This window comes from Stenotrophomonas sp. SXG-1 (assembly GCF_014083965.1).
Classification (GTDB): Bacteria; Pseudomonadota; Gammaproteobacteria; order Xanthomonadales; family Xanthomonadaceae; genus Stenotrophomonas; species Stenotrophomonas geniculata.
In genome coordinates this window covers 3,530,508-3,556,821 of sequence record NZ_CP046588.1, presented here as the reverse complement: position 1 = coordinate 3,556,821, position 26,314 = coordinate 3,530,508, and the positions used below count along the sequence as shown (strand labels likewise).

Below are 26,314 nucleotides of genomic sequence, written 5' to 3'. Positions count from 1 at the left end.
GGCTCGGCTCTACAAAACAGCGCTACCGCAGCGGCCTTCGATCAGGGAGAATCGACCGGTCCCTTCCAGCCGACGGGACGTCCTTACAACCCGCCGACTGGAGAGAGCGCGCGTGGAAGCTACCGTACATTTCATCAACAGCATCATCTGGAGCAAGGCGCTGATCTTCATGTGCCTGGCCGCCGGCCTGTTCTTCAGCCTGCGCACGCGCTTCATGCAGATCCGCGGCTTCTTCGAGATGTGCCGCCTCACCGTCAAGGGTGAGAAATCCGACGCCGGCGTGTCCTCGTTCCAGGCCCTGGCCATGTCGATGGCCGGCCGCATGGGCATCGGCAACATCGCCGGCGTGGCCACCGCCATCGCCTTCGGCGGCCCCGGTGCCATCTTCTGGATGTGGGTGATGGGCTTCCTAGGCGCGTCCACGTCGTACGTGGAATGCACCCTGGCGCAGATCTACAAGACCAAGGACGCCGAAGGCCGCTACCGCGGTGGCCCGGCGTACTACATCGAAAAGGCCATGGGCCTGAAGTGGTACGCGCTGGCCTTTGCCATCGCCACGATCATCGCCGCCGGCTTCCTGATGCCGGGCGTGCAGGCCAACGCCATTGCCGACAGCATCATCAACGCCTGCCGTGGCACCGCACTGTGCGGCCCGCTCGATGGCCAGGCCTTCGGCATGGAATCGGTGCAGGCGCTGAAGCTGGGCATCGGCATCGTGGTCGCGCTGTTGCTGGGCGTGGTGATCTTCGGCGGCGTCAAGCGCATCGCCAACTTCGCCGAAGTGGTGGTGCCGTTCATGGCCGCCGGCTTCATCCTGATGGCCATCGTCATCATGATCATCAACTACGACCGCGTGCCGGAAATGTTCGGCATCATCTTCAAGAGCGCCTTCGGCACCCACGCCGCGTTCGGCGCGATGATGGGCCTGGCGGTGGAGTGGGGCATCAAGCGCGGCATCTACGCCAACGAAGCCGGCCAGGGCTCGGGCCCGCACGCGGCAGCCGCCTCGGAAGTCTCGCACCCGGCCAAGCAGGGTTACGTGCAGGCTTTCGCCATCTACTTCGACACCATGATGGTGTGTACCGCCACCGCGTTCCTGATCCTGGCCAGCGGCACCTACAACGTGTACTCGCCCGTGGCCGGCGCCGAGCCGATCTTCCAGGGCCTGGCCGGCATTCCGGAAGGCGCGGGCTACGCGCAGGCCGGCGTGGAAGCGGTGCTGCCGGGCTGGGGTTCGGCGTTCGTATCGATCGCCATCTTCTTCTTCGCCTTCACCACCATCATGGCGTACTACTACATGGCCGAGACCAATCTCAGCTATGTGAACCACAACAAGAAGCGCCCGCTGACCGTGCTGCTGCTGCGCCTGGGCATCATCGGCATGGTGGTGTTCGGCGCGTTCCACAATGCCACCCTGGCCTGGGCGCTGGGTGACATCGGCGTGGGCCTGATGGCCTGGCTGAACATCATTGCCATCCTCATCATCCAGAAGCCGGCCATGCTGGCCCTGCGTGATTACGAACGACAGAAGAAGCTCGGCCTCGATCCGATCTTCGACCCCGATGCCCTGGGCATCAAGAACGCCGATTTCTGGCGTCAACGCAAGCTGGAGTTGTCCCGTAGTGAATGATCCCTGGAAGAACGCCCGCCGCCCGTCGTCGCGACCGCCGCGGGCCACCCCGCTGCCACCGCGTGAGGGCGGCACCTCGCCACCGCCGGGGCGTGGCAACGACGAACTACGCCTGTATGGCTGGAACGCCGTGCAGGCCCTGTTCGCCAAGCGCCCGCAGGCGCTGCGCAAGCTGTACCTGGTGGACGCGCTGATTCCGCGCATGCAGCCGGTGCTGAAGTGGTGCGTGGCCAACCGCGTGGGCTATCGCGTGGTGGAAGAGGGCGATCTCAACAAGCTGGCCGCCACCACGCACCACGAAGGCCTGGTGGCTGACGTGCTGCGCGCGCCGGTCGTGCCGCTGGCACAGTGGCTGGAGGATCTGGGCGAAGGCCCGGCGTTGGCGCTGTGGCTGGACGGTGTCGGCAATCCGCACAACTTCGGTGCGATCCTGCGCTCGGCCGCGCACTTCGGCGTCAAGGCGCTGCTGCTGCCGGCTGGCAGCACACTGGCGCTGTCCGGCGCTGCCGCACGCGTGGCCGAAGGCGGTGCGGAATCGGTGCAGCTGGTGCAGCTGCCGGAGACTGCTCAGGCGATGGCGCAGCTGCGTGCGGCCGGCTTCGGGCTGGCCGCGACCCTGGTGGAGGGCGGTGATGACGTGTTTCGCGCGTCCCTGCCGGACAGGCTGGTGTATGTGATGGGCGCCGAAGGCGAAGGCATGGACCGCAACCTGGCAGGGCAGTGCGATCTGCAGGTCTCCATTCCCGGCAGCGGTGCGGTGGAGAGCCTCAACGTGGCCTCGGCCACGGCGGTATTGCTGGCGCAGTGGGCCAGCCGCCGCAGCTGAGTGGCGCCCGGTGGGTGCGAACCTTGGTTCGCACCGCTCCTGCTGCTGCGCTCGCCGGGCATGGCCCGGCGCTACCGATGCGGGATCTTCTTTGGTGGGTGCGAAATCTGCCTTGGTGGGTGCGAACCTTGGTTCGCACCGCTCCTGCCGTTGCGCTCGGCCGGGCAGGGCCTGTCGCTACCGCATCATTCGTTCGGCGGCGTGGTCGCCTTGGCCTCGCTGCCGAAACTGCCATCAGCCTCCGCCGCCAGGTACGCGAACACGGTATACGCGGCCACGTTCTGCGCCAGTGCCTTCGGGTCGATCTTGTCCAGCGTGTCGTCGGCGGTGTGGTGCAGGTGGAAGTAGTCCGAGCCATCCTGCGCCAGCCACGCCCACGCACCGCCCTTGGCGGCCAGCGGGCCGACGTCCGGGCCCGGGCCACCCTTGTCGGCCTGGTACTCGATGCCCAGCGGCTTCATCACTTCGGCAATCTGCCTGGTCGCTTCGCGCGAGCCTTCCGGGTTCGGCGAACCGGTATTGAAGGCGTAGATGCGGCCTGCGCCGAAGTCGCTCTCGGCAGCCAGCTGGTGCAGGGCCACGTCCTTTGCATGTGCTTCGGCGTAGGCCTTGCCGCCGTACAGACCCTGTTCTTCGTTGGCGAACGCGATCACGCGGATGGTGCGCTTCGGTGCCTGCTTCAGCAGGCCGATCAGGTGACCAGCAGCCATGGTGATGCCCACGCCTGCGCCGTCATCGACCGCGCCGGTGCCCAGGTCCCACGAATCCAGGTGACCACCGATCACCACCACTTCCTTCGGCAGGGTGTGGCCAGTGATCTCACCGATCACGTTGTACGAGGTGGCGGTGCCATCCCAGCCGCAATCCAGCGCGACCTTCACCGTGGTGCTGCCACGGGCCAGCAGGCGCGCCAGCTGGTCGGCATCGGGCACCGACAGCGCCGCCGACGGCACCGGGGTCAGGCCGTCATCGAAACGGGTGATGCCGGTGTGCGGCACGCGGTGCGAGTCGGTACCGGCCGAGCGCATCAGGAAACCGACTGCGCCCTTGCGGATCGCTTCGGACGGGCCCTTGCTGCGGATCGCGCCGCCACGGCCATAGTCGCGGCCATCGCGGAACGGCAGCATCTGGTAATCGACGAAGGCAATCTTGCCCTTCAGCGAACCGGCCGGTGCGGCCTGCAGTGCGGCCAGGTCGGCGAAGCGCACCACTTCCGCTTCCACCGTGCCGCCCGGGCTGCCGCCCAGTGCGGTGATCTGCAGCGGCTGCGGGTTTTTGCCGGTCACTGCGGCGTGCTCACTGCGGCGTTCCCACTTCGGGAAGGTCACCGGCTCCTTCCAGACTTTGTCGAAACCGAGTGCCTTGAACTTGGCCTCGGCCCAGGCCACGGCACGGGCGTCAGCCTCGCTGCCGGCAATGCGCGGGCCGATTTCGGTGGTGAGCGATTCGACCACCTTCCAGCCGGTGTCATCGGCCAGCGCCTGGTCGCGCAGCTGTGCGGCGGTGGCCAGCGACGCCGGGGCCAGGGTGGTGGTGTGCGGCGCCGCGAAGGCCGGGGCGGCCAGCAGGGCGAGGGAGGATGCGATGGCAAGGACGCGGCGACGCATGGACAGCTCCGGGAAGGGACCAAGCCTTGGAGCTTAACAGTCGTTCAGCCCGGTGCATGGGCGGGAGGTCATGGCTGGCGCGGATGCTGTTTTCCGCCAGATGCAGCAAAGCGAAAGCCCCGCCGGGGCGGGGCTTTCGCCTGCTTCTGTAGAGCCGAGCCAATGCTCGGCTGCCTTTTGCAGATCAGCCGAGCGTGGGCTCGGCTCTACAGGTGGGAGGGGCGCCGGTAGGCGCCCGATACCTTATTTCTTCAGGCTGTCGCGGATCTCGCGCAGCAGCACCACTTCCTCGGCCGGCGCAGCGGGAGCGGCTTCCTTCTTGCGCGACAGGCGGTTGATCACCTTGATCACCAGGAAGATGGCGAAGGCCACGATCACGAACTGGATCAGCGTATTGATGAAGTCGCCGTAGCCGATCACCACCGCCGGAATCTCCTTGCCATCCGGCCCGATGCGGGCCGGCGACAGCGTCCACGCCAGCTGCGAGAAATCCACCTTGCCGATCAGCATGCCCAGCGGCGGCATGATGATCTTCTCGACCAGCGCCGTCACGATCTTGCCGAAGGCCGCGCCGATCACCACGCCGACGGCGAGGTCGATGACGTTGCCGCGCATCGCGAATTCCTTGAACTCGGTGAGCATTCCCATTGTTGTTTTTCTCCGGTGGGGGAAGTGGACAGCGCGCAGGGTAGCGCAGGTGATGTCAGCCGGCGATCACGCCGTGGCGCTCGGCCACGTTTTCCAGGCGGGCACTGAAACGGTCGCCGGGCTTCAGTGCGGCCACCCCGGACGGGGTACCCATGAACACCAGGTCGCCGGCACGCAGCTGCCACAGCTTGGACAGCTCGTGCAGGATCTCCGGCACGTTCCAGATCATCTGGTCCAGCAGCGCCTGCTGGCGCACCTCGCCGTTGACCTCCAGCGACAGGTTCAGCGCGGCCAGGTCGCCCACTTCCTCGGCGTGGACGATTTCACTGATCGGCGCGGAGGCATCGAAGCCCTTGGCCGCGTCCCACGGGTGGCCCTTGTCCTTGGCGGCGGCCTGCAGGTCGCGGCGGGTCAGGTCCAGGCCAACGGCGTAGCCGTAGACCAGCGCATCGGCATCGGCCACGGCCAACTCGCCCGCGGGCGCATCACGGCCGATCGCCACCACCAGTTCCACTTCGTGGTGCAGGTTGGCAGTCGCCGGCGGGTAGGGGATGGCATCGTCGTGGCCGACCACGATCGCATCGGCCGGCTTGCTGAAGAACATCGGGCGGCCGCGGTCATCGGCCGCGGGCACCGCTGCGCCCATTTCGCGGGCGTGGTCGGCGAAGTTGCGGCCGACGCAGTAGATGCGGTGCACGGGGAAACTGCCGCCACCGGCTACCGGCACACGCGGCAGTGCTACGGCAGGGATCACATCGGAGACATCGGACATGCGGGCATCCAGGAAGGGCGTGCCCGCAGTCTAGAACGCATGGCGCCCGCCGTCAGCGGGCGCGGATGGCGTAAGTCAGCGCGAGACCGGCAACACCGGCTTGCGCACCACGCGGTACTCGCCCTCGACCACGGTCGGGTCGACCGGACGCGCGGCACCCGGCTTGCGCGAGGCCAGCAGCTTCCACGCCAGGCCGACCATGATCATCGCCGCACCAACAAACACGCCGATGAACACCATCGCGGCCAGGATCGCCAGGCCAAGCAGGCCCACGGCAACGCGCACCAGCGGGTGACGAGGCTTGCGCGGCGCGAACAGGGTGCGGAACTGGTTGAAGGCGGATGCGCGATTGAACATGGCGGCTCGATAGGCTGGGATCAGCGAAAACAGAGTATCGGGACGCGCCACTGTCATTGAGTGAAAAACTCGTTAAATATAGCCTGTGCTTATTACGGATCAATGACTTGTGTTCATGTCGCAGCCAGTCACCTGAGTGGGCATGCGACAATGCGGGTTTACTGTCCGAGCCTTCGCCATGACTGCCGCTGCTTCCCTGATCGCCCTTGATGCCATTGCCGATGGCGCGTTTGCCGAGGTCGAAGCGGTGGTGGATGGCGATGCCGAATCGCTGGTGCTGTACCGCGACGGCGCGCAGGTGCGTGCCTTCCTGAACATCTGCCCGCACGCCGGCCGACGCCTGGACTGGGCCCCGGGCCAGTTCCTGAAGAGCCGCGAAGGCCACCTGGTCTGCGCCGCACATGGCGCCTCGTTCGCGCTGGACAGCGGCGACTGCATCGCCGGTCCCTGCAAGGGCGACCGCCTGCGCGCAGTGCCGGTGGATGTGCGCGACGGGCAGGTTTACCTGGCCTGATGTAACCGGTGCGCGAACCAAGGTTCGCACTCATAGGATCAATGGGGATCCAGAGATTCATCCACGCATGGCTTGGATCCACCGTGTCGACCAAGGTCGACACCCACCAGAGCAGAACGCCGACAGCTCGCGGAAAACTGTCGAAGGCGGGGTGGGTCCGGTTGCGGGGGCGTGAGCCGCATGGATGCGGCGACCGAGCTTACAGGGACGTACTTGCAGCGTCCCCCGCAACCGGACCCACCCCGCCATCCCACGGAATGCACGCTGTTGCTGTTGCTGTTGCTTCGGCTTCGGCGGGTGCAGGGCGCAGCCCTGCCAACAAACCCAACCCTCAGAACATCAGGTTGATCATCAACACCACCACACAGGTGTAGATCAGCGACAACGGTCCGCCGACCCGCCACATCTCGCGCGGGGTGTAGTTGGCCGGACCGGTGATCATCGAAATCACCGGGTTGGAGGCCGTCATCAGGTTGTTGGACGCCGACAGCGCCACGATCAGCGCGAACGCCGTCGGGTTGCCACCCGCCGCCAGTGCCAGGTTCACCGCAATGGGCACCATCACGATGGTCGCGCCCACATGGCTGATCACCAGCGAGAATGCCGTGGTCAGCAGCGCCAGCGCCACCTCCAGCACCCACACCGGAATACCTGTGGGAAGCTTGTCGATGGTATGGCCGGCCACCCATGCCGCCGCACCACTGGAATCCATCGCCCAGCCGAGCGGAATCAGCCCGGCCATCATGAACACCGTCTTCCAGTTGATCGAGGCATAGGCCTCGTCCATGCGCAGCACGCCGGTCAGCAGCATGCCGGCCACGCCGGTCATCAGCGTCAGCGCCACCGGCAGCTTGCTGGTCAGCGCGATCAGGATGGTCAGCGCGAAGATCGCCATCGCGATCTTGAACTTGTGCGGGCGCTGCTCGCCGGTCGGGTAGTCGGTCACCACCACGAAGTCACGGCTGCGCGCGGCCTGCGCCAGATCGGTCCAGATGCTGTGGAAGACCAGCATGTCGCCGGCGCGCAGCTGCACGTCGCGCACGTCCTCGCGGATCACCTGCTTGTCGCGGTTGATCGCCAGCAGGCTGATGCCGCGCTCCTTGCGCAGGCGCAGGTCGGCGGCGCTCTTGCCGATCACGTTGGAGGTCGGCGGCACCACCGCCTCGGAAATACCGGCACGGCTCGGGTTGAACAGGTCGCCCAGGTGCTTCAGGCGCGAAGACATGCGCAGGAACTGGTTCTGCGCGAAATCGTTGATCTGCTCGCGCGGGCCCATCGCACCGAGCACGCTGCCGACCCAGATGCGCATTTCCGCTGGCGGCGCCAGGCGGGTGTCGTTGCCGGTTTTCAGGGCCAGCAGCAGCGGGGCATCGTGCAGGTTCTCGGCCTCGCCCAGGGTCATGCCCACCAGCGGGCTTTCGGCACTGACCACCAGCTCGAACACATCGCCTTCGATTCCGTAGGTCTTGGCGAAGTAGCTCTCGGTGCGCGCGGGCGTGACCCCGTCGTTGACCAGGTTCTCTTCCTCGATCAGCTTGCGGTCGCCGTAGTAGCGGAAGTACAGCAGCGAGGCGATCAGCAGGGCCACGCCGATCGGCAGCGGCGCGAACATGCGCAGCGGTTCGATGGTGGCCAGGCCCGAGGGCAGGTTGTTGTTGGCCGAGGCCAGCAGATCGTTCAGCAGGATCAGCGGCGAGTTGCCGACCATGGTCAGCGCGCCGCCCATCACGATCGCCGCCGAGATCGGCAGCAGCAGGCGCTGCAGGGTCAGGCCGGTGCGCGCTGCCAGTCGCGAGGCGACCGGCAGGTACAGCGCCATCACCGACGGGTTCTGCATGAAGGACGAGTTCAGGCCGGCGATGGCCGTGGTCATCATCAGCAAGCGCTGCTCGACGCCATGGCCGCGACGCAGCAGCCAGGCCGCCAGCCGGTTCAGCGCCCCGGTGCGGTCCAGGCCCGCACCGAGGATGGTGGTGGCGATGATGCTCATCACCGCGTTACCGGAGAAACCGCCGAAGATTTCCTCCGGCGCGATCAGGCCGGTGACACCCAGCACCACCAGCACCACCAGCGCGACCACGTCGGCGCGGATGCGCTCGAACAGGAACATCGCCATCGTGAAGCCGACCAGCCCGAGCACGAGCTTCATGTCGTTGGTCAGCGTCAGCGCGGTATCCATGTGGGGCGCGGCGTCCTCAGGCGATCGTCAGGTGCGGTCGTACAGCAGGTCCCAGACGCCGTGGCCGAGCTTCTGGCCGCGGGTCTCGAAGTGCGTCTGCGGGCGCCAGTCCGGGCGCGGCACGCTGCCACGCGGGCCGGCACGGTTGACCAGGCCGGCAGTCGCGTCAAGCACGTCCCACATCTGCTCGGCGTAGTCTTCCCAGTCGGTGGCGCAGTGCAGGCGGCCACCCGGGCGCAGCTTGCGCACCAGCAACTCGGCGAACGCCGGCTGCAGCAGGCGGCGCTTGTTGTGGCGCTTCTTGTGCCACGGGTCCGGGAAGTAGATGCGCACTTCATCCAGCGCGCCGTCGGCGATCTCGTTCTGCAGCACTTCCACCGCATCGTGGTGGTACAGGCGCACGTGGTCGGCGTTGTCGTCGGCCAGCGCGTTCAGCAGCCGGCCCACGCCGGGCGCATGCACTTCGATGCCGATGTAATCGCGCGACGGGTCGTGCTGGGCGGCAAAGCGCAGCGCGGCACCGTTGCCGAAGCCGATTTCCAGCACCTTGTGCGCCGGGCGCCCGAAGGTGGCGTCCAGGTCACGCGGCTGGCCGTTGTAGTCGATGCCGAAGCGCGGCCAGCGTTCGTCGAACGCGCGCTGCTGGGCGGGGGTGAAGCGACCCTGGCGCAACACGAAGCTGCGCACCTCGCGGCGGCCTTCGCTTACGGTGAAGGGCTTGGGCGGAGCCTTGGAACCGGCGCTGTCGAAAGGATTGGTCATCAGCCGATCAGCCCATCCACCGGAGAGGAGGCGCTGGCGTAGCGCTTGCGCGGGATGCGCCCGGCCAGGAAGGCCTCGCGGCCGGCCTCGACCGCCTTGCGCATGGCACTGGCCATCAGCACCGGGCTGCGTGCGCCGGCAATGGCGGTGTTCATCAGCACGCCGTCGCAGCCCAGCTCCATCGCGATTGCCGCGTCCGACGCGGTGCCCACGCCGGCGTCGACGATGATCGGCACCTTGGCGTCTTCGATGATCTGCAGCAGGTTGTACTTGTTCTGGATGCCCAGGCCCGAACCGATCGGTGCGGCCAGCGGCATCACCGCAGCGCAGCCGATCTCTTCCAGGCGCTTGGCCAGGATCGGGTCGTCGGAGGTGTAGACCATCACCTCGAAGCCGTCCTTGACCAGCTGTTCGGCGGCCTTGAGGGTCTGCATCACGTCCGGGTACAGGGTCTTCTGGTCGCCCAGCACTTCCAGCTTGGTCAGGTTGTGGCCGTCCAGCAGCTCACGGGCCAGCCGGCAGGTACGCACCGCGTCTTCGGCGGTGTAGCAGCCGGCGGTGTTGGGCAGGATGGTGTAGCGCTCCGGCGGCAGCACGTCGAGCAGGTTGGGCTCGCCCGGGTTCTGCCCGATGTTGGTGCGGCGGATGGCCACGGTGACGATCTGGGCGCCTGCAGCCTCGGTGGCCAGGCGGGTTTCTTCCAGATCCTTGAACTTGCCGGTGCCGGTGAGCAGCCGCGAGCCATAGGTCTTGCCGGCGATCACCAGCGAATCGGGGGAGACATGAACGTTCATGGCGCGATTATCGCCTATCCGCCTGAAGATGGGATCACGCAATGGCGTGCCGGCCGTTGGCCGGCAAACCCGCGCAGGTCTCAGCCCCCGCCCAGCGCGTGCACGATTTCCACGATGTCGCCTTCGGCCAGGGCGTGCTCGCCATGGCGGCTGCGGCTGACGATCTCGCCGTTGACCTCCACCGCCACCCGGCGCTGCAGCAGCTGCTCGGCCTCGAGCAGGTCGTGGAGGGTCGCCGAGGCGGGCAGGGTGCGGGGTTCGCCGTTGAGCTGGATGTTCATCCCTGCATTGTCGCTGATAGCCCGTCGGGATCGGAACGTTTGCAATTTGAACCGGGCGCCAGCTCCAGCACAGCGGGTTCCGGCGTGATCAGGCGACAATCCATGCGGCGGCGCAGCGTGAGCAAACCGCGGCGCGGTGAAACCATTCACCGTGCGCCGGCGTACGTGCGCCGGATCCTCAACGATATCCCCACAGGAGTTTCTTACATGTTGCTCAGCAAACGCCCGATCCGCTCCCTGATGGCGGCCGCGATCGCGCTGGCCGCGCTTCCGGCCATGGCAGGCGAAAGTCCGTATTCCAAGGCGGTGTTCTTCGGCGACAGCCTCACCGACGCAGGCTATTTCCGCCCGCTGCTGCCTGAGGCCACCCAGGGGCTCTCCGGCCAGTTCACCACCAACCCGGGCTGGGTGTGGTCGCAGCAGGTCGCCAACTACTACGGCCTCAACAAGGACCCCAACGGCAACGGCCAGAACGGCGACAACTACGCTGTCGGCGGTGCCCGCGTGTCGGTCGAAGGCGGTGGTGCCCTTGGCGCGATCCCGTCGCTGAAGTCGCAGGCGGCCCGTTACCTTGCCGCAAACGGCGGCAAGGCTGATCGTAATGCCCTGTATACCGTCTGGGGCGGCGCCAACGATCTGTTCGCCGCGGCCGGTGCTGCCGGCGCGGGTGCGTCGCCGGCCCAGGTGCAGGGCATCATCGGCGCGGCGGCCACCGACCAGATCGCGCTGGTCGGCGCCCTGAAGCAGGCCGGCGCCCAGTACGTGCTGGTGCCGAACCTGCCGGACGTGGGCATCACCCCGCAGTTCCGCGGCCCCAACGCGGCAGCCGCCACCGCCATGTCGGTGGGCTACAACAAGGCGCTGTACGGCGGCCTGAAGCAGGCAGGCATCGAGTTCATTCCGCTCGATACCTTCAGCATCCTGCGTGAAGTGACCGCCAACCCGGGCATGTACGGCTTCACCAACGTCACCGGCACCGCCTGCAAGATCAACCCGGCCAACACCACGGGCAGCATCATCGGCTGCAACCCGACGACCTACGTCAGCCCCGATGCGTACCAGACCTATCTGTTCGCCGATGGCGTGCATCCCACCGTGACCGGTCACCAGCTGCTGGGCCAGTACGCCGTCTCGGTGCTGGAGGCTCCGCGCCTGCAGCAGGTGCTGAGCCACTCGGCACAGACGGTCGGCCGTTCGCGTGCCGACCAGGTCAGCAACCACCTGGGCGCCCGTCCGGCCGATGGCCTGTCGTGGTGGGGTGGCGTGCGCGGTGACATGCAGCGCTATGACCACGCCGACCTGTACGACGGCGTGGCGCCGGCCGGACTGTTCGGTGTCGACTGGGCACGTAACGGCGTGGTGGTCGGCGGCTTCGCCGGCTTCGGCCGCATGAGTGCCGACTTCGGCAACAGCCGTGGCGACTTCACCCAGAAGGACACCACCGCCGGCCTGTTCGCTGCCTGGTATGGCGACCGCGTCTGGGTCAACGGCCAGGTCAGCTACACCTGGTTGTCGTATGACGTGAACCGCAAGGTCCAGCTGGGCCCGGCCACCCGTGAGCATGGTGGTTCGCCGGATGGCAGCAACCTGACCGCTGCACTGAATGCCGGTTACGAGTTCGGCACCGAAGGTGGCTTCCGCCACGGCCCGATCGCTTCGGTGGTCTGGCAGAAGGTGAAGATCGACGGCTACACCGAAAGCGCGACCGCCGGCACCATGGCTACTGCGCTGGGTTACGACCGCCAGAACGTCGACTCGACCGTCGGCCGCGTCGGCTGGCAGGCCCGCTTCGATGGCGGTACCGTCAAGCCCTACGTGCAGGTGACCTACGACCACGAGTTCGAGGACACCAAGCAGGCCAGCGCCTGGCTGCAGACCCTGCCGGAACTGGGCAGCTACCGTGTGCCGGGCCTGGACTTCGACAAGAACTACGCCACCGCCGTACTGGGTGCGCGCATGGACCTGTTCGGCCTGCAGGGCAACGTTGGCCTGAGCACCACGGCTGCGCAGAAGCGCGCCCGTGACGCGACGATCTTCGCCACCGTGGGTGGCAGTTTCTGATGAATGCAACATCCCGGGCACCGCAAGGTGCCTGGGATGCCTGCACGGCAGCGCCGGGCCGTGCCCGGCGGGTGCGGCGGCCACCATTGCGCAACACCGGCCGCTCCGCATAGACTTTCATCCGCAATGCGGGCGTAGCTCAATGGTAGAGCTGTAGCTTCCCAAGCTACTGACGTGGGTTCGATTCCCATCGCCCGCTCCATGTCTCCATGGGTATTCACCCTAGGCAGACGCGGCGCACTCGTTGAACCACACCCAGGTCGAGCGTGTGGCAGCAGCGCAGGAATCTCTTTCCCCAGTGTTGGGCTGTGGCTCCTCCGAACCACAGCCCGAGTGGCTTATGCGCCCGCTTGCGCAGCCGCGTCCTTGGCCGCGGCAGTTACAGAGCTCCCGAAACCGGTATAGGTCGATCCGTTGCAGTGCAGGTATGCGCGGAAGACGACGCCATTCAACTCGGCGTTGTCAAAATAGCAGTGCGTACCGGTCTTGGAAGATTTCTTCACAAGCCGCATTGCCATCGCGTTTGAATCGTCGACGCTGGAGCCAAGGCCGGCAACGCTCCAGGATTGGCCCGGGCGAGTGCAGTTGTAGGGATACTTATAGCCATGTGCCGACCCATAGTAGTAGTCGACATTGCACCGCGCCTGCGTCGCCGCCAGGGTGATGGCCAGCTCAAGCAGGTTCTGTCCCGCAGTGGTGGTCGTCATGCCATAGGCGGAAATCGGAGTGGAACTGCACTCTCCTTTGATACCCACACCCGGTGCCGGGATGCTGACATAGGGATCGCGTGCGAAAACACTGCATACCGGGCCTTCCTCGGCGACGGCCAGGAAGCCATTGGTGTTGGCCGTCGCAGCATCGATATTGCTGCCAACGCCCGCGACCGTACCGTTCTTGCCGCAGCGCCGGATCACCACGCCTCCGCCGTTCGGCAGCATGTCCATGCCGGGGTCGCAGATGCCCGGCCCGATCGATGCTGCTGCGGCTCTGGCGTAGTCACTTTCTGCGTTTGCGGCCATCGGGGCCTGGGTGGAAAGCAGTGCAAGCATCAGCGGAAAAGAAATCGCAGCCATTCAAAACCTCGAATCCATGAGTGAGCAGTGACGCTAGCAGAGGCGCCATTCTGGAAAACTGGAATTCGACCCATCCGCCACTGCTGCAAGCCAGTGATTCGATTCAGAATGCCCGCGTCTGTGAAAATGTGCGGTAGTTCGCGCTGCGTCTCCGGCTGCGCGACTGCTGCGGCGGGCTCCTGCAACCTCCGCTGTCTGCCGGGCCCGTCGGGCCGCAGGGTTCAGTTGGTGCTGGGCTTGGGGATGCTAAAAGATCGTTAACCGTCGACCTATCGTCCGCTGCCCGGAGCGCGAATGATCCCCGCACTTTTGCCCCTCAGGCGTTGCTTTGATTTTTCAGGGCGATCCAACCGGAAAGAGTTCTGGTCGTACTCCCTGTCTGCTGCGCTTGTGGTGGCAGCGAGCTACACCTTGATGGACGGCGGATACTGGCTGACGGGCACCGTGCTGCTCGATGGGGAGGCCTTCGAGCCGTTCCGGATGCTGGGGTGGGGCATGACGGTCTGCGCGGTCATCGTCCTCCTTCCGCCGATGCTGGCCCTGGCCGTTCGACGACTGCATGACATCGACGAGTCTGGCTGGTACGTCGTGATCGCCTTCATCCCGTTGGGCGTATTCGTCCTCTTCCCGGTCATGCTGCTGCCGGGCAACGAGGAAGAGAATCGATTCGGCGGCATTTCCGGTCTGCCGGGCGCCTGACTCAGCGCCGGGCGAAGTCCACCAGGTCGGAAGGGTAGTGCGGGCAGGTGCGCAGCGCGGCATCGTCGCCGCCATACAGCACCACCAGCGCTGCTACCTCAAGCGCCCAGTAACCCCAGGCATTCGGTCCGGTCAGGCGTCGGGTCCGCTTCTGGGCTTTGGGCGACAGCAGGAAGAAGTCGCGGTACTGCACCTGCAGGTAGCCGGCCAGCAGTGAAGGGTCGAACGCTTCACCGTCGCGCAATGGCGCGAACAGCTCGGCGAACGGGCGCGGATGGAATATCGCATCGCTGGCTTCGGCAAGGCCGAGTGCCGGCGCGCTGAGGTAGTCCAGCACGCGGTCGGTTTCGAAGCAGAGCACCTGCTCCACCAGCGCCGGAAGACGATCCTGCGCATCCAGCAGCACGCCCAGTGACAACAACTGTAGTGCGTATTCGTAGTGCTGCGTTGTGCGCGATTGCAACGACGCGGCCAGCGCGATGTCGTGGCCTTGCTGTTGCAGGCTGTCCCGGGCTAACGCCAGCAAACGTGCGTGTTCCAGCCACAGCTCTGTCACGTCGGCATGCATCTGCTGCAATGCCGTGGGGGCGAAGCCGCGGTCAATGCCTTTCAGCAGCAGGTTGCTGCCGGTCTGGGCAACCGCTTCCCAGCCGTAGGCATGCTCCAGCGCCGCATGACCCTGCAGCGGTTCCTCCGCAGGTTCACCGCCATTGCGCGCATGACGCGCAAGCAGGGCCATGCCCGCGTTCCAGTCCGCCTGCCAGTCCGGCAGGCGAAGCATGCGGCGCGGTACTCCCGGATCCTTGGCCAGTGCTCTCCACCGCGGTAGTACGTCCAGCAGCAGATTCCGGTGCTTCACGGCAGTCATTGGTTCCATCATCAGGGAAAGTCTAGCGGCAATGCCGGTTCGACCCCCATTGCCTGGCACCGCGTTGAAGGTTTGAATGGTGCGCAATCGCAGTCACCCTGCCCGCATGACCGTTGATCGAATCGCCCTCCGCCGTTTCACCCAGTGGCTGCCGTTCCTGGTCCTGGTCGCCATCTGCGTGGCCTGGTGGTCGCCGCTGGGCGTGGTTGTCGCCCTGGCCGCGTGCCTTGCAGTGGGCGGCGTGCTGCAGCGCTTCGATCTGGTCGGCGATGCCGTAGGCGGCGCACTGCTGCGCTCGCGGGCGACGCTGCCCTTTGCCACCCGGCCGCCCACGCATGATGTCCTGTTGGATTGGGGTGAGCTGGGCATGGGAGGGCCGGCCTACAGCACCCAGATGCTGCGCGATGGCGCCATTGTCGAGGGCGTATCCACCGGAGGCAGTCACGATGCCAGTGGCGAGTGGCAGACGCTGGCGGGAAGCGCGCTGCGCGTGGCCAGTGGTTACATTGATCGCAGCGAAGCGGTGATCGTCTACGACGAAGCGGACAAGAGGGTGATGTACCTGCTGGCGATTGTTCCCAGCCTGTTCTGGCAGGAGCTGCACGAGCGCCGGCAGCTTGGCGGGGATGCCGAAGCCGCGATGTGGTTGCGGGATCTTCCCTGCCGATCGAGCACGCTGCGCTCCTGCCGGGGTCTATGGCTGGAACCGGAGCATCCCGCACTGGCCGCCGGGCTGCCGCAGGCATTGCGGCATGTCCTGCCGGATGCCCGGGTGCTGCGGGCCATCCCGCTGCTGCCCGACGATCTGCGCCTGACCGCGCATCCGACCCTGTTCGCGCGCATCTGCCCGTACGCGCTCTGTCTCGATGGCGAGCCCAGTGACCGTCACGCCTGCGATCTGGAGACGGTGATCACCAGCCCGTCCGGACGATGCGTGGTGGTGGCGGGCAGCGTGCTTGATGGGGATCTGCGTCCCATCGAGGGCGTATGGCTCGTCCACTGGCAGGGGCGTTGGCAGGCCATTGGCCGCCGTGCGACGGGCGGCAGCGGCAAGGCCCGCAGTGGGGCCTGGATCGATGTGATCGAGGCCGGCGATGACGGTACGCTTCGCTGCGACGCCTATGAGGAACACTGGACGTTCGACGCGATCACACGCATCCCCACGCCACACACGGCACTCGCCTTGCCTGTGGAATGGCGGGAAACCGCACTGGCCGTGCGTGTCCGCGATGGGCACTTCTCGTTGCGCCTGCCCCGCGCGGTTCGGCGGCGCCACGCATCCCTTGGATGAGCCATGAGGATGTCCCCGGCGACGGTGCGGCCATCGCCGGAGACGGTGCGGCGGCTACCGGCCGTCAGTCAGAGTAGAAGCCGTTGCCGAGGGTGCCGGGCAGACCGGGTTCCGGCCATGGCATCAGTGACGTGCAGGCGTCATACAGCGTGCAGAAGTCCTGCCGAAGTTGCGCAGGCACCCAGCTGCCGTAGGAAACGTCGGTCGAGTCGCCCTGGCAGGCGTAGGAAACATCGATCCAGCGGGTATTGGCGTGTGAGGCAACGCCCTGGTGCTGTGTCTTGCCTGTGCAGTAGCGCAGGCCCTGGCCGATCAGCGTGTTGTTGGCATCGAAGTAGAGCCGGGAGACTGCATGGGTCGGCGCAGCCTGTACGTCTGCGGCGCCTCCCACCAGGGCAAACAGCAACAACAGCGGAATTCCCATTCGCATCTGTGGTTCTCCTTGGGGTGTGTAAGCCGGTCGTGTTCTGTCCATCAGCCGGCGAAAGGCATCTTCGCACAGCCCCGTCAGGCACGCAGATGCGGCGGCCTGCTGGGCATCATCCACCCGCCACACGCCCGCGCTATGCTGCGCGCCTGCCGTCCGATCCTGCCGCGATGAAGCTCGCCATCCTGTCCCGCAACAGCTCCCTGTACTCCACCCGCCGGCTGGTCGAGGCGGCCCGCGCGCGCGGCCACACCGTACGCATCCTCGACCCGCTGCGCTGCTACATGCGCATTGCCGCCGATGGTTTCTCGATGCACTACAAGGGCCGGCCGATGACCGGCGTGGACATGGTCATCCCGCGCATCGGTGCCTCGATCACCCGCTATGGCACCGCCGTGCTGCGCCAGTTCGAGCTGATGGGGGCGCGTACGCCCAACCCCTCCGACGCGATCCTGCGTTCGCGCGACAAGCTGCGCGCGCACCAACTGCTGGCCGCCAAGGGCATCGACATGCCAGTCACCGTGTTCGGCGACAACCCGGATGACACCGTCGACCTGCTGTCCATGCTCGGCCCGCCGCCACACGTGGTGAAGCTCAACGAAGGTACCCAGGGACGGGGGGTGATCCTCACCGAGAAGGCCAGTGCGTCGCGTGGCATCGTCGAGGCCCTGCGGGGCCTGTACGCCAACTTCCTGATGCAGGAGTTTATCGGCGAAGCCAAGGGCGCCGACCTGCGCTGCTTCGTGGTCGGTGACCAGGTGGTGGCGTCGATGCAGCGGCAGGCGCCGGAAGGGGACTTCCGCTCCAACCTGCATGCCGGCGGCACCGCGGTGGCGGCCAAGGCCAGCCGCGCCGAACAGCAGGTGGCGGTGCGCTCGGCCAAGGCGCTGGGCCTTTCGGTCTGTGGCGTGGACCTGATCCGCTCCGCGCGCGGCCCGCTGGTGCTGGAGGTCAACTCCACGCCAGGGCTGGAGGGCATCGAAGCCGCCTGCGGGGTAGATGTGGCCACGCGCATCATCGAGCACGTCGAGAAGCTCAAAAAGCCATGATCAATCAATGGCTTGAAATTCTCATGGGCAAATGAGGCCGGCTTTAACATGCCTTTAATCGGCGCCGGCGTAGCCTTCAGCGAACCGCAGCTCTGCCTCTCAGCAGGATCGGTATCGGGATACGACTTCAGACCCAGGCGGGGCACCGCCTGGGTCTTTTTTATGCCAGCCGCAGGTCCCTTGTGGAGGCAACGTGACGGCCGTAGAGTGGCGCCCATCGTTCCTGGATGGATCCGGAGGCTGGCGATGTACCGCATCACGATGATCGCGTTGTTGCTGGGGCTGTCTGGTGCTGTCTCCGCCAAGCCGGAGAAGACCGCCATACAGATGGACGTGCAGGCACCGGTGGCCGAGCAGGTCCGGCGGGTTGAAAAGGCCCTCGATGACGGCGAATACAGCGAGATTTCCGCTGACGACCGTGCCCAGGTGCAGCAGGCACTGGCGCGCATCACCCAGCGCATGGGTGACCACCGCACGCTTCAGGAGCTCCCGCCGCAGGTCCAGGCGGAGGTCTTCAACGACCAGGAGCGGATCAACACGGTTCTTGTCCGCGCCCATGAAGACAGCCGCCAGATCTGCCAGCACACCCGCACCACCGGCAGCAACATGCCTAAAAGCCGCTGCCTGACCGTGGCTGAGCGCCGCCGGATCGAGGAGAAGGGCAAGGCCCTGCTCAACGACCAGCGCACCTTCAACAACTTCAACCCTGCCACCAACCACTAGGCCGTCCGATGCCCCTGCGCATGGCACTTGCTGGCGTGAAGGTGGTGCGAATACAGTCAGCACTCAACTCAAACAAGGATTCGTTTGTCATGAAGTCCCTCCTGATGTCGGCGGTCCTGATCTCGGGCCTGACCCTGGCTACCGCCGCCTCTGCATCGAACCAGGCCGGCGAGGTCTTTATCCCCGGCAAGCCGCTGCAGCAGCAGATCGAGCGCATCGAAATCGAACTCAACGATGGCGAGACCTACAGCGAACTGAAGCAGACCGACCGCAGCCGCGTGCGCGAGGCGCTGGTGCGCATGCGTACGGCCGTCGAGCAGCACCCTGACCGCGATTCCATGCCTGAACAGGTACGAACCGATGTCTTCAACGACCAGCAGATCGTGAACACGGTTTTGACACAGGCACGTGAAGATAGTCGTCTAATATGCCAACGTGAAAAGGCCACGGGTTCGAACCGGGCCACGACGCAGTGCACTACCGTTGCCGAGCGCGCCCGGCGGAAGGACAAGGCACAGCGTGATATGGGCCAGGCCCAGCGCGTCGGCAAATTCGTCAATTAGAGGTGACAGTGAGAATCCTGGTAATCGAAGACAACAGCGACATTGCGGCCAACCTGGGCGACTACCTGGAGGACCGGGGCCACACCGTGGACTTCGCGGCTGACGGGGTTACCGGTCTGCACCTGGCCGTGGTGCACGAGTTCGACGCGATCGTGCTGGATCTCAATCTGCCAGGCATGGACGGCATCGAGGTCTGCCGCAAGTTGCGCAATGAAGCGCGCAAGCAGACCCCGGTGCTGATGCTCACCGCCCGCGACTCGCTGGACAACAAGCTGGCCGGTTTCGATTCCGGCGCGGACGACTACCTGATCAAGCCGTTCGCGCTGCAGGAAGTGGAAGTGCGTCTGAACGCCCTGTCGCGACGCGGCAAGGGCGTGCAGACCCGCGTGCTGGAAACCGGCGATCTGGAATACAACCTGGATACGCTGGAAGTGCGCCGCCAGGGCAAGCTGCTGCAGCTCAACCCGACCGCACTGAAGATTCTGCAGGCGCTGATGGAAGCGGCCCCGGCCGTGGTGACCCGGCAGGAACTGGAAACCCGTGTGTGGGGCGAGGAACTGCCCGATTCCGATTCCCTGCGCGTGCACATCCATGGCCTGCGTGCGGTGGTCGACAAGCCGTTTGAAGTGCCGCTGATCCAGACCCGCCATGGCATCGGATACCGCATCGCCACCCCGGAAGCCTGATTCGGTGGCAACCAAGGGGGAGCGCCGGCGCACGCCTTATCGGCGGCGCCTGCGCAGCCGCATCATCGTTTCGTTCGTGTTGTTGGGGTTCTGCCTGACAACACTGTTCGCGTTCGCTACCAACTGGGCCCGCCTGCGCGTGGAAAACCAGTTGGTGGAAGAGTTGATGAACCGCAACATCGACGAGTATGCGCGCCGCTATTACGAGCACCCCGGGCATAACCCGGACGCACCGGTGCTGCAGATCAGGGCCTATGCCTATTCCAAGGACAAGTTCGACCGGGTGCGCGAAGAACGCGCGCAGTGGGCGGGCTTCTCCGATGGCATCCACAGCGTCAGCGGTGACGAGCACGGCGAGCCGTACTCCTACAAGCTGGCCGTGCGCAAGACGCCCGACGCCTGGTTCTTCCTTGCCTATGACATGACCGACAGCGTGCGCGGCGGCAAGCAGCTCAACCGCGCGCTGGTGCTGTCGGTGCTGGTGTTCAGCGTGCTGTCGCTGGTGCTGGGCTGGTGGTCGGCGTCGAAGGTGATGAAGCCGGTGTCGGATCTGGCCGCGCGGCTGCGCGCCTATCGCGGCGGCACCAGCGATCCCGAACCGCTGGCGCCACGCTTCCCCGACGACGAAGTGGGGCAGTTGGCACAGGCGCTGGACGACTATTCCTCGCGACTGACCGAAGTGGTGCAGCGCGACCGTGAATTCAATGCAGACGTCAGCCATGAGCTGCGCACGCCGTTGGCGGTGATCCGTGGCGCCACCGAGCTGCTGCTGACCCGGCCCGGCCTGGACGAGAAGGTGCTGCAGCGCCTGCAGCGCATCCAGCGTGCCGAACAGCAGTGCAGCGACCTGATCGGCGCGCTGCTGCTGCTGTCGCGCAACGAGCGCGGGCAGGGCACCAGCAACGTCGCCCGCGTGGCCGAGCAACTGCTGGACGCGCATCGTGCGCAGCTGGGTGGCAAGCCGCTGGAACTGCTGCTGGAAGGTGAGCGCAACCTGGTGATCGATGCGCCCGAGGCGGCGCTGTCGGTGGCACTGGGCAACCTGATCGGCAATGCCGTGAAGTACTCGCAGGACGGCGAGGTACGCGTGTTCGTCGGCACCAATTCGGTGTCGGTGACCGACAGCGGCCCGGGCCTGAGCGAGGAAGACGCAGCCAAGCTGTTCCAGCGTGGCTACCGTGGCACCCACGCCGGCCATTCGCAGGGTGGCGGCATCGGCCTGTCGATCGTCAGCCGCCTGTGCGATCTGTACGGCTGGCAGGTGAGCGTGCGCCCCGGTGGCCAGCGTGGCGTGATCGCCACCCTGACGTTCTCGCCGAAGCCGTTGTAAGGGCCCGTGCTTTGGTGGGTGCCGACCTTGGTCGGCACGAACCTTGCCGACCTTGCATCGCGCGCTGTGTCGCTTGTGCCACCGAATTCCCCTCGCGCGATGATCGGGCCTCAGGCCCAACACGACACCACCGTGATCGCTGCCGCGCCCCGCGCGTGTTCCAGCGCACGCATTGGCAAGCCCGCGCCGCACTTGGGAATTTCCTTACAGATCGCCGCGTGTGGCGATGGCCTGATGACCTGGCCGGGGCAGGTGCCTTGGCCGGGATTGGCGTCCTGAAATCAACTGTTAGATGGAAAGCTTCCGATGCCTTGCGCGGCATCGCGGACAATGCACCGTGCTCGCTTCATGGCGGGCGGTGCGTGGGGATTCCCGGGAATCCGCCGGAGTTTCCATCCATCTGGGAGTTGTCCGGTACGCCAACCCGCACCGTCCGCCACCTTGCATCTGCAGGTGGCCTGCCGACTGCGAGGAGCTCCACCATGTCCACCCGCCCGCTGTTCCCCCAGCTGCACGCCCTGATCGGCGACGCCGCCCACCTGCTGCCTGCCGACGTCGCCGAGCGTGTCGAAGTTCTGCTGGATGACCCCAAGGACCTGCTGCCTGCCCTGCTGGCGCGCATGGATGGCCGCGACGCCGCCGACGGCCAGCCGCTGGACGTGCAGGGGGCCAGCCCGGCGCGGGCAGCCATGATGGCCGGCCTCAGCCGCACGCTTGCCGGTCTGAATACCCTGATCCAGCTGCTGCACGCTGCCGAACTCGCGCGAGAGCAGGGCGGCGCGCGCCAGCAGCTCAATCCCGATGTGGTCGACGGCCTGCTGCTAGGCGCGCGCGAACTCGCCCGCTACGCCCGCCTGCAGCTGGAGTAGATCCACGCCACGCGTGGATGCAGAGCGTTTTGTAGAGCCGAGCCGATGCTCGGCTTGATGGTCGCAGCCGAGCATCGGCTCGGCTACAGAAGATCCCCAGAACCACGCCATGCGTGGATGCACTTCGGTAGTGCCGGCCGCTGGCCGGCAACCCGGCCTCAACCCCCGGCCAACCCCAGATACCGCGCATGCAGCTGTTCCACCTGCACCTGCAGGTCCTCCGGCTGCCCATCATTGACCACCACGTCATCGGCCAACGCCAACCGCTGCGCGCGGCTGGCCTGGGCAGCAATCATCCGGTCGGCCAGCGCCGCGTCGATACCATCGCGCTGCATCAGCCGGGCGTGCTGCACGGCTTCGGGCGCATCCACCAGCAACACCCGGTCCAGCCACGGGTAGGCCTTCCGCCCACCCACCTCGGTCAGCAGCGGAATGGCCGCAATCGCATAGGCGCTGGTGGCCTGCTCGCACTGCTGCTGCATCAGCAGGCGGATAGCCGGGTGGGTGATCGCTTCCAGCGCCGTCCGCTCCGCCGGGTCGGCGAACACGTGAGCGCGCAGGCGGGCCCGGTCAAGGCTGCCGTCGGCCAGCAGCATGTCGGCGCCGAAACGCTCGGCAATGCGGGCCAGCGCCGGGCTGCCGGCGGCCACCACGGCGCGGGCGGCCAGGTCAGCATCGGCCACCACGATGCCCAGCGCCTCGAAGCGCCGGGTTACTTCACTCTTGCCCGAGGCGATACCACCGGTCAGGCCAACCACATAGCGGCTCATGGGGACTCCCCTCAGCGCAGCCCGCTCATCACCATGTACTGCTCCACCAGCGGCGCACCCCACATGAAGTACAGCCAGCCAGCAACGGCCAGGTAGGGGCCGAACGGGATGGGCGTGGCGCGGTCACGGCCCCGGCTGTACAGCCAGATCGAGCCGATGATGGCGCCCAGCACCGACGACAGCAGGATGATCGGCAGGATGCCCTTCAGGCCGCACCAGGCGCCCAGCGCCGCCAGCAGCTTGAAGTCGCCGTGGCCCATGCCTTCCTTGCCGGTCAGCTGCTTGAACAGCCACCAGACCGTCCACAGCGACAGGTAACCCACCGCCGCGCCTACCAGGGCAGGCTTGGCCGGCATGTACAGGTTGTCGATGCTGCCTATCAGCCCCAGCCACATCAGCGGCAGGGTGAGCTGGTCGGGTAGCAGCTGCGTGCGCAGGTCGATGCCGGACAGGGCAATCAGGAAGCAGGTCAGCACGATGGCGCCGAAACCCTGCCAGCCGAAGCCGAACTGCCAGACGCAGGCCAGCACCAGCACCGAGGTCAGCGCCTCCACCAGCGGGTACTGCAGCGAGATCGGCGCCTTGCAGTGGCGGCATTTGCCACCCTGGATGATCCAGCTGAACAGCGGGATGTTCTCGTACCAGCTCAGCTTGTGCTTGCAGTGCGGGCAGTGCGACGGCTCGACTACGATCCCCGGTGGGGGTGGTTCATAGAAGTCCGGTTCCTCCAGGACTTCGCGCGCATCGCGCTTCCACTGCCACTCCAGCCGCTTGGGCAGCCGTAGGATGACGACGTTCAGGAAACTGCCCAGCAGCAGTCCCAGGGCGGCCGCGGCGGGATAGCCGAGGCCAGGGTGCTGGTCGAGAAATGCCATTGATACCTTTAGCCGACGACGGCGCCAAGTTTGAAGATGGGCAGGTACATGCCGATGACCATACCGCCAACGACGACACCGATGAAGACCATGATCATCGGTTCGAGCAGGCTGCTCAGGGCGTCAACGGCATTGTTGACCTCCTGCTCATAATACTCGGCAACCTTGAACAACATGGCGTCCAAGGCACCGGCCTCTTCGCCGATGCCGGTCATCTGGATGACCATGTGCGGGAACAGGTTCAGCTGCTTCATGGCTACATTGACCGGATAGCCGACCGACACGTCGTCGCGCATCCGCAGTACGCCTTCCTCATAGACCTTGTTGCCGGTAGCGCCGGCAACGATGCCCAGCGCCTCCACCAGTGGCACGCCAGCCTTGAAGGTCACCGCCGTAGTGCGGGCGAAGCGGGCGATCGAACTGTTATGCATGATCTGGCCGATCACCGGCACCCTCAGAATCAGCCGATCCATGGTGTGCTGCATGTTGGGTGATCGTTTGTAGGCCATGGTGAACGCAACGACGGCGCCAATCGCCACGATCGCTATCAGCCACCACCACGAAACCATGAAGCGTGACAGATTGACGATCATCTGGGTGAATGCTGGCAGGTCCGCGCCGAAACCACGGAACACTTCCTCAAACTGTGGTACGACGAAGATCAGCATGATGGCACTGACCACCAACGCAACCACCACCACCATGGCAGGATAGAACAGCGCCTTCTTGATCTTGCCCTTCAGCGCTTCGATGTTTTCCTTGTAGGTGGCGACCGTGTCCAGCACCGTTTCAAGCACACCGGCGCCTTCCCCGGCCCGGACAAGGTTCCGGTAGAGCTCGTCGAACTGCACGGGATGCTTGCTGACCGCCTCATATAGCGAGGAACCGCCCTCGATATCGGCGCGGATCCCTTCCACCATCTTCTTCATGCGTGGGTTCTTATGCCCACTTGCGATGATGTCCAGCGCTGAGACGATCGGCACACCGGACTTCATCATCGTCGCCATCTGACGGCTGAAGAAGGCAATGTCCTTTGGTGAAACCTTGCTGCCGGCTGCTCCGAACAGTGGCTTCGGCTTGGGCTTTACCGTGCCGGGGTTGATGCCCTGGCGCCGCAGTTCCGCCCGCAGCAGATTCGCGTTCTTGGCGACCTGCTCCCCTTTCATCTTCACGCCCCGCTTGTCGGTCCCCTCCCAGACAAACGGTTGCAGCTCCGTGGTGGTGCGAGCCACGGGCTCTTTCTTGATCGCACTGCGACTGACAGACATGTTGGCTCCCCAAGGCCCGCCATCCCCAGGCGGGCATCATGACCGGCGATGGTAGCCGGTTCGGGGCCGTCCGGGGAGTGTGCCAGCGTGACGTTGCGCAGAGTTCTTGACCAGCGGAGACGAAAGGTGACGCGCTGCGTCACATTGCCGCGTCCATCGCAGATTCGGCCGGAGGGGGTTTCCATCCGCGAAATTGCTGCCATCATGGGCAGGGGGAAATCGAGGAGACGCTGCCATGGGAGATTGGCACGTAACCTGCGTTGATCCACCCGCGGGGACGGGTAGCCTGCTCAACCGGCCATTGGCTGGTCGGCCGCCACCCCGACATCAACTACCACTCATCTTGGGGACGTACCACCATGAAGAACCAGAAGGGCTTCACCCTGATCGAACTGATGATCGTCGTTGCGATCATCGCGATTCTGGCTGCCATTGCCATCCCGCAGTACAACGATTACACGGCTCGTGCTCAGCTGACCGAGGCTTTCACCTTGGCTAGTGGCCTAAAGACTCCTGTCGCTGAAGCTTATGCCCAGGATAGTGCCACGACTTCCTGTGCCGTTCCGACTGGCACGGTTACCTCGGGTAAGTATGTGACCAGCATTACGCCGACGGGTGCTGCCGATAGCTGCAAAATTGTTGCAAAAATGAAGGGCTCCGGCGTCAACGACAAAGTCAAGGATGCCGAGATTACCCTGACCTATAAGCCGTCGACCGGCGAATGGTCCTGCAATAGCAGCGTCAATGCTGCATTGACGCCGAAGGCCTGCACTGCTGCGGCTGCTGGCGGTGGCGGTGGCGGTGGCGGCACCACCCCGTAAGAGTCAAAGCTTCTTTGGCTCAATAGAGCCCCGGCCGCGCCGGGGCTTTTTTTTGGCATGAACCCTGCTTCGCAGGGAATATCCGTCTGCGCGTTGGGGAGCGCCTCCATGAACAAGCAAACCGGTTTCACCCTGATCGAATTGATGATCGTTGTAGCCATCATCGCCATCCTTGCAGCTATCGCTATCCCGCAATACAACGACTACACCGCGCGCAGTCAGCTATCCGAGGCCATTGTGCTGTTGGGGGGGCTGAAGACGCCGGTGGCCGAGCAGTTCGCCAATAGCAACGGCGCGGCATCCTGCGCACTGCCGGACAGCGCAGTCCTGACTGGCAAATATGTCGACGGTATCAAGGCGACAGCCGCGGTTCCTTGTGTCATCACGGCGACGATGAAGGCCACAGGCGTGAACGACAAAGTGAAGTCCGCCACTGTCACCATCACCTATGCCGCGAATTCCGGCATATGGGACTGCAAGACCGATGCTCCGGCTGAAGTGGCGCCCAAGGGTTGCCCTCACGGTTGATGCTGCTGGGCATTCCGTGCAAGCGGTGTGTGGGGTAGGCTGC

Annotated in this window: 28 protein-coding genes and 1 tRNA gene; 15 read left to right on the top strand and 14 right to left on the bottom strand. The window is 65.6% G+C overall.

Annotation, left to right across the window (positions count from 1 at the left end; genetic code table 11):
- Positions 1 to 112 precede the first annotated feature (112 nt).
- Complete coding sequence (locus GOC52_RS16295; protein ID WP_191849902.1) at positions 113 to 1,630, top strand: alanine/glycine:cation symporter family protein; 1,518 nt, start codon at positions 113 to 115, stop codon at positions 1,628 to 1,630.
- Complete coding sequence (locus tag GOC52_RS16290; RefSeq protein ID WP_191849900.1) at positions 1,623 to 2,456, top strand: TrmH family RNA methyltransferase; 834 nt, start codon at positions 1,623 to 1,625, stop codon at positions 2,454 to 2,456. Before GOC52_RS16295 ends, GOC52_RS16290 begins: the two co-directional genes overlap by 8 nt.
- Positions 2,457 to 2,641: 185 nt before the next feature.
- On the opposite strand, the gene GOC52_RS16285 is transcribed toward GOC52_RS16290, so the two are convergent.
- The 4 genes from GOC52_RS16285 to GOC52_RS16270 form a co-directional block, all read right to left on the bottom strand.
- Complete coding sequence (locus GOC52_RS16285) at positions 2,642 to 4,063, bottom strand: M28 family peptidase (RefSeq protein WP_191849898.1); 1,422 nt, start codon at positions 4,061 to 4,063, stop codon at positions 2,642 to 2,644.
- 243 nt (positions 4,064 to 4,306) lie between these two features.
- The gene (gene mscL, locus GOC52_RS16280) at positions 4,307 to 4,711 is read right to left on the bottom strand and encodes a large-conductance mechanosensitive channel protein MscL (RefSeq protein WP_010481458.1); all 405 of its coding nucleotides are present in this window, start codon (positions 4,709 to 4,711) and stop codon (positions 4,307 to 4,309) included.
- A 55-nt stretch (positions 4,712 to 4,766) separates the two neighbouring features.
- Complete coding sequence (locus tag GOC52_RS16275; RefSeq protein ID WP_019660190.1) at positions 4,767 to 5,483, bottom strand: fumarylacetoacetate hydrolase family protein; 717 nt, start codon at positions 5,481 to 5,483, stop codon at positions 4,767 to 4,769.
- 75 nt (positions 5,484 to 5,558) lie between these two features.
- Entirely contained in the window at positions 5,559 to 5,840 is a 282-nt protein-coding gene (locus GOC52_RS16270; protein WP_010481462.1) for a hypothetical protein, read from the bottom strand.
- A 178-nt stretch (positions 5,841 to 6,018) separates the two neighbouring features.
- Here GOC52_RS16270 and GOC52_RS16265 point away from each other — a divergent pair, with 178 nt between their 5' ends.
- A complete protein-coding gene (locus GOC52_RS16265; protein ID WP_010481464.1) occupies positions 6,019 to 6,354 on the top strand; it encodes a Rieske (2Fe-2S) protein in 336 nt (111 codons plus the stop codon).
- 331 nt (positions 6,355 to 6,685) lie between these two features.
- Here the strand turns inward: GOC52_RS16265 and GOC52_RS16260 are convergent, their stop codons facing one another.
- The 4 genes from GOC52_RS16260 to thiS form a co-directional block, all read right to left on the bottom strand.
- Positions 6,686 to 8,533, bottom strand: a complete 1,848-nt coding sequence (locus GOC52_RS16260; RefSeq protein ID WP_010481466.1) for an SLC13 family permease — start codon at positions 8,531 to 8,533, stop codon at positions 6,686 to 6,688.
- Positions 8,534 to 8,560: 27 nt separating this feature from the next.
- Positions 8,561 to 9,295 (bottom strand): tRNA (guanosine(46)-N7)-methyltransferase TrmB, encoded by a 735-nt coding sequence (gene trmB / locus GOC52_RS16255; RefSeq protein WP_010481468.1) that lies wholly within the window; start codon positions 9,293 to 9,295, stop codon positions 8,561 to 8,563.
- On the bottom strand, positions 9,295 to 10,089 hold the full coding sequence (locus GOC52_RS16250; RefSeq protein ID WP_049437329.1) for a thiazole synthase: 795 nt from the start codon (positions 10,087 to 10,089) through the stop codon (positions 9,295 to 9,297). The genes trmB and GOC52_RS16250 overlap by 1 nt, the downstream gene beginning before the upstream one ends.
- Before the next feature lie 80 nt (positions 10,090 to 10,169).
- A complete protein-coding gene (thiS, locus tag GOC52_RS16245; protein WP_191849896.1) occupies positions 10,170 to 10,370 on the bottom strand; it encodes a sulfur carrier protein ThiS in 201 nt (66 codons plus the stop codon).
- A 207-nt stretch (positions 10,371 to 10,577) separates the two neighbouring features.
- On the opposite strand from thiS, the gene GOC52_RS16240 reads away from it, so the two are divergent.
- On the top strand, positions 10,578 to 12,431 hold the full coding sequence (locus tag GOC52_RS16240) for an autotransporter outer membrane beta-barrel domain-containing protein (RefSeq protein WP_191849894.1): 1,854 nt from the start codon (positions 10,578 to 10,580) through the stop codon (positions 12,429 to 12,431).
- A 128-nt stretch (positions 12,432 to 12,559) separates the two neighbouring features.
- A tRNA-Gly gene (locus GOC52_RS16235) sits at positions 12,560 to 12,633 on the top strand.
- A 136-nt stretch (positions 12,634 to 12,769) separates the two neighbouring features.
- Here the strand turns inward: GOC52_RS16235 and GOC52_RS16230 are convergent.
- Positions 12,770 to 13,504: a hypothetical protein gene (locus GOC52_RS16230; protein ID WP_191849892.1), complete on the bottom strand. Its 735-nt coding sequence runs from the start codon at positions 13,502 to 13,504 to the stop codon at positions 12,770 to 12,772.
- 294 nt (positions 13,505 to 13,798) lie between these two features.
- Between GOC52_RS16230 and GOC52_RS16225 the strand changes: the two genes are divergently transcribed.
- Complete coding sequence (locus tag GOC52_RS16225; protein ID WP_019336442.1) at positions 13,799 to 14,203, top strand: DUF805 domain-containing protein; 405 nt, start codon at positions 13,799 to 13,801, stop codon at positions 14,201 to 14,203.
- Position 14,204: 1 nt separating this feature from the next.
- Here the strand turns inward: GOC52_RS16225 and GOC52_RS16220 are convergent, their stop codons facing one another.
- On the bottom strand, positions 14,205 to 15,071 hold the full coding sequence (locus GOC52_RS16220) for a PoNe immunity protein domain-containing protein (RefSeq protein ID WP_329763592.1): 867 nt from the start codon (positions 15,069 to 15,071) through the stop codon (positions 14,205 to 14,207).
- 106 nt (positions 15,072 to 15,177) lie between these two features.
- Here GOC52_RS16220 and GOC52_RS16215 point away from each other — a divergent pair, with 106 nt between their 5' ends.
- Positions 15,178 to 16,362: a hypothetical protein gene (locus GOC52_RS16215; protein WP_238794408.1), complete on the top strand. Its 1,185-nt coding sequence runs from the start codon at positions 15,178 to 15,180 to the stop codon at positions 16,360 to 16,362.
- A 64-nt stretch (positions 16,363 to 16,426) separates the two neighbouring features.
- Here GOC52_RS16215 and GOC52_RS16210 read toward each other — a convergent pair whose 3' ends face one another.
- Complete coding sequence (locus GOC52_RS16210) at positions 16,427 to 16,792, bottom strand: hypothetical protein (RefSeq protein ID WP_238794407.1); 366 nt, start codon at positions 16,790 to 16,792, stop codon at positions 16,427 to 16,429.
- 167 nt (positions 16,793 to 16,959) lie between these two features.
- Between GOC52_RS16210 and rimK the strand changes: the two genes are divergently transcribed.
- The 6 genes from rimK to GOC52_RS16180 all read left to right on the top strand — a co-directional run bounded on the left by rimK (position 16,960) and on the right by GOC52_RS16180 (position 22,009).
- Positions 16,960 to 17,838: a 30S ribosomal protein S6--L-glutamate ligase gene (gene rimK / locus GOC52_RS16205; protein WP_005410807.1), complete on the top strand. Its 879-nt coding sequence runs from the start codon at positions 16,960 to 16,962 to the stop codon at positions 17,836 to 17,838.
- Positions 17,839 to 18,084: 246 nt separating this feature from the next.
- Positions 18,085 to 18,561, top strand: coding sequence for a hypothetical protein (locus GOC52_RS16200; protein WP_191849888.1), 477 nt, complete (start codon positions 18,085 to 18,087; stop codon positions 18,559 to 18,561).
- Positions 18,562 to 18,650: 89 nt separating this feature from the next.
- Positions 18,651 to 19,124, top strand: coding sequence for a hypothetical protein (locus GOC52_RS16195; protein WP_010481496.1), 474 nt, complete (start codon positions 18,651 to 18,653; stop codon positions 19,122 to 19,124).
- 8 nt (positions 19,125 to 19,132) lie between these two features.
- Positions 19,133 to 19,810 carry a response regulator transcription factor gene (locus GOC52_RS16190; protein ID WP_005410804.1) on the top strand — a complete coding sequence of 226 codons (678 nt, stop codon included), beginning with the start codon at positions 19,133 to 19,135 and terminating at the stop codon, positions 19,808 to 19,810.
- Positions 19,773 to 21,140: a sensor histidine kinase gene (locus GOC52_RS16185; protein WP_032952284.1), complete on the top strand. Its 1,368-nt coding sequence runs from the start codon at positions 19,773 to 19,775 to the stop codon at positions 21,138 to 21,140. The genes GOC52_RS16190 and GOC52_RS16185 overlap by 38 nt, the downstream gene beginning before the upstream one ends.
- A 482-nt stretch (positions 21,141 to 21,622) precedes the next feature.
- A complete protein-coding gene (locus GOC52_RS16180) occupies positions 21,623 to 22,009 on the top strand; it encodes a hypothetical protein (RefSeq protein WP_191849886.1) in 387 nt (128 codons plus the stop codon).
- A 158-nt stretch (positions 22,010 to 22,167) separates the two neighbouring features.
- Here the strand turns inward: GOC52_RS16180 and coaE are convergent, their stop codons facing one another.
- Genes coaE through GOC52_RS16165 form a run of 3 tightly spaced genes read right to left on the bottom strand, consistent with a single transcriptional unit; the run spans position 22,168 to position 24,922 of the window.
- Positions 22,168 to 22,779: a dephospho-CoA kinase gene (gene coaE, locus GOC52_RS16175; RefSeq protein ID WP_097049714.1), complete on the bottom strand. Its 612-nt coding sequence runs from the start codon at positions 22,777 to 22,779 to the stop codon at positions 22,168 to 22,170.
- An 11-nt stretch (positions 22,780 to 22,790) separates the two neighbouring features.
- A complete protein-coding gene (locus GOC52_RS16170) occupies positions 22,791 to 23,654 on the bottom strand; it encodes a prepilin peptidase (RefSeq protein ID WP_049447482.1) in 864 nt (287 codons plus the stop codon).
- A gap of 8 nt (positions 23,655 to 23,662) precedes the next feature.
- On the bottom strand, positions 23,663 to 24,922 hold the full coding sequence (locus GOC52_RS16165) for a type II secretion system F family protein (protein WP_191849884.1): 1,260 nt from the start codon (positions 24,920 to 24,922) through the stop codon (positions 23,663 to 23,665).
- A gap of 359 nt (positions 24,923 to 25,281) precedes the next feature.
- On the opposite strand from GOC52_RS16165, the gene GOC52_RS16160 reads away from it, so the two are divergent.
- Together GOC52_RS16160 and GOC52_RS16155 are read left to right on the top strand one after the other, a co-directional pair.
- A complete protein-coding gene (locus tag GOC52_RS16160; protein WP_191849882.1) occupies positions 25,282 to 25,743 on the top strand; it encodes a pilin in 462 nt (153 codons plus the stop codon).
- Between the two features lie 108 nt (positions 25,744 to 25,851).
- A complete protein-coding gene (locus GOC52_RS16155; RefSeq protein WP_049425142.1) occupies positions 25,852 to 26,271 on the top strand; it encodes a pilin in 420 nt (139 codons plus the stop codon).
- Positions 26,272 to 26,314: the final 43 nt, after the last annotated feature.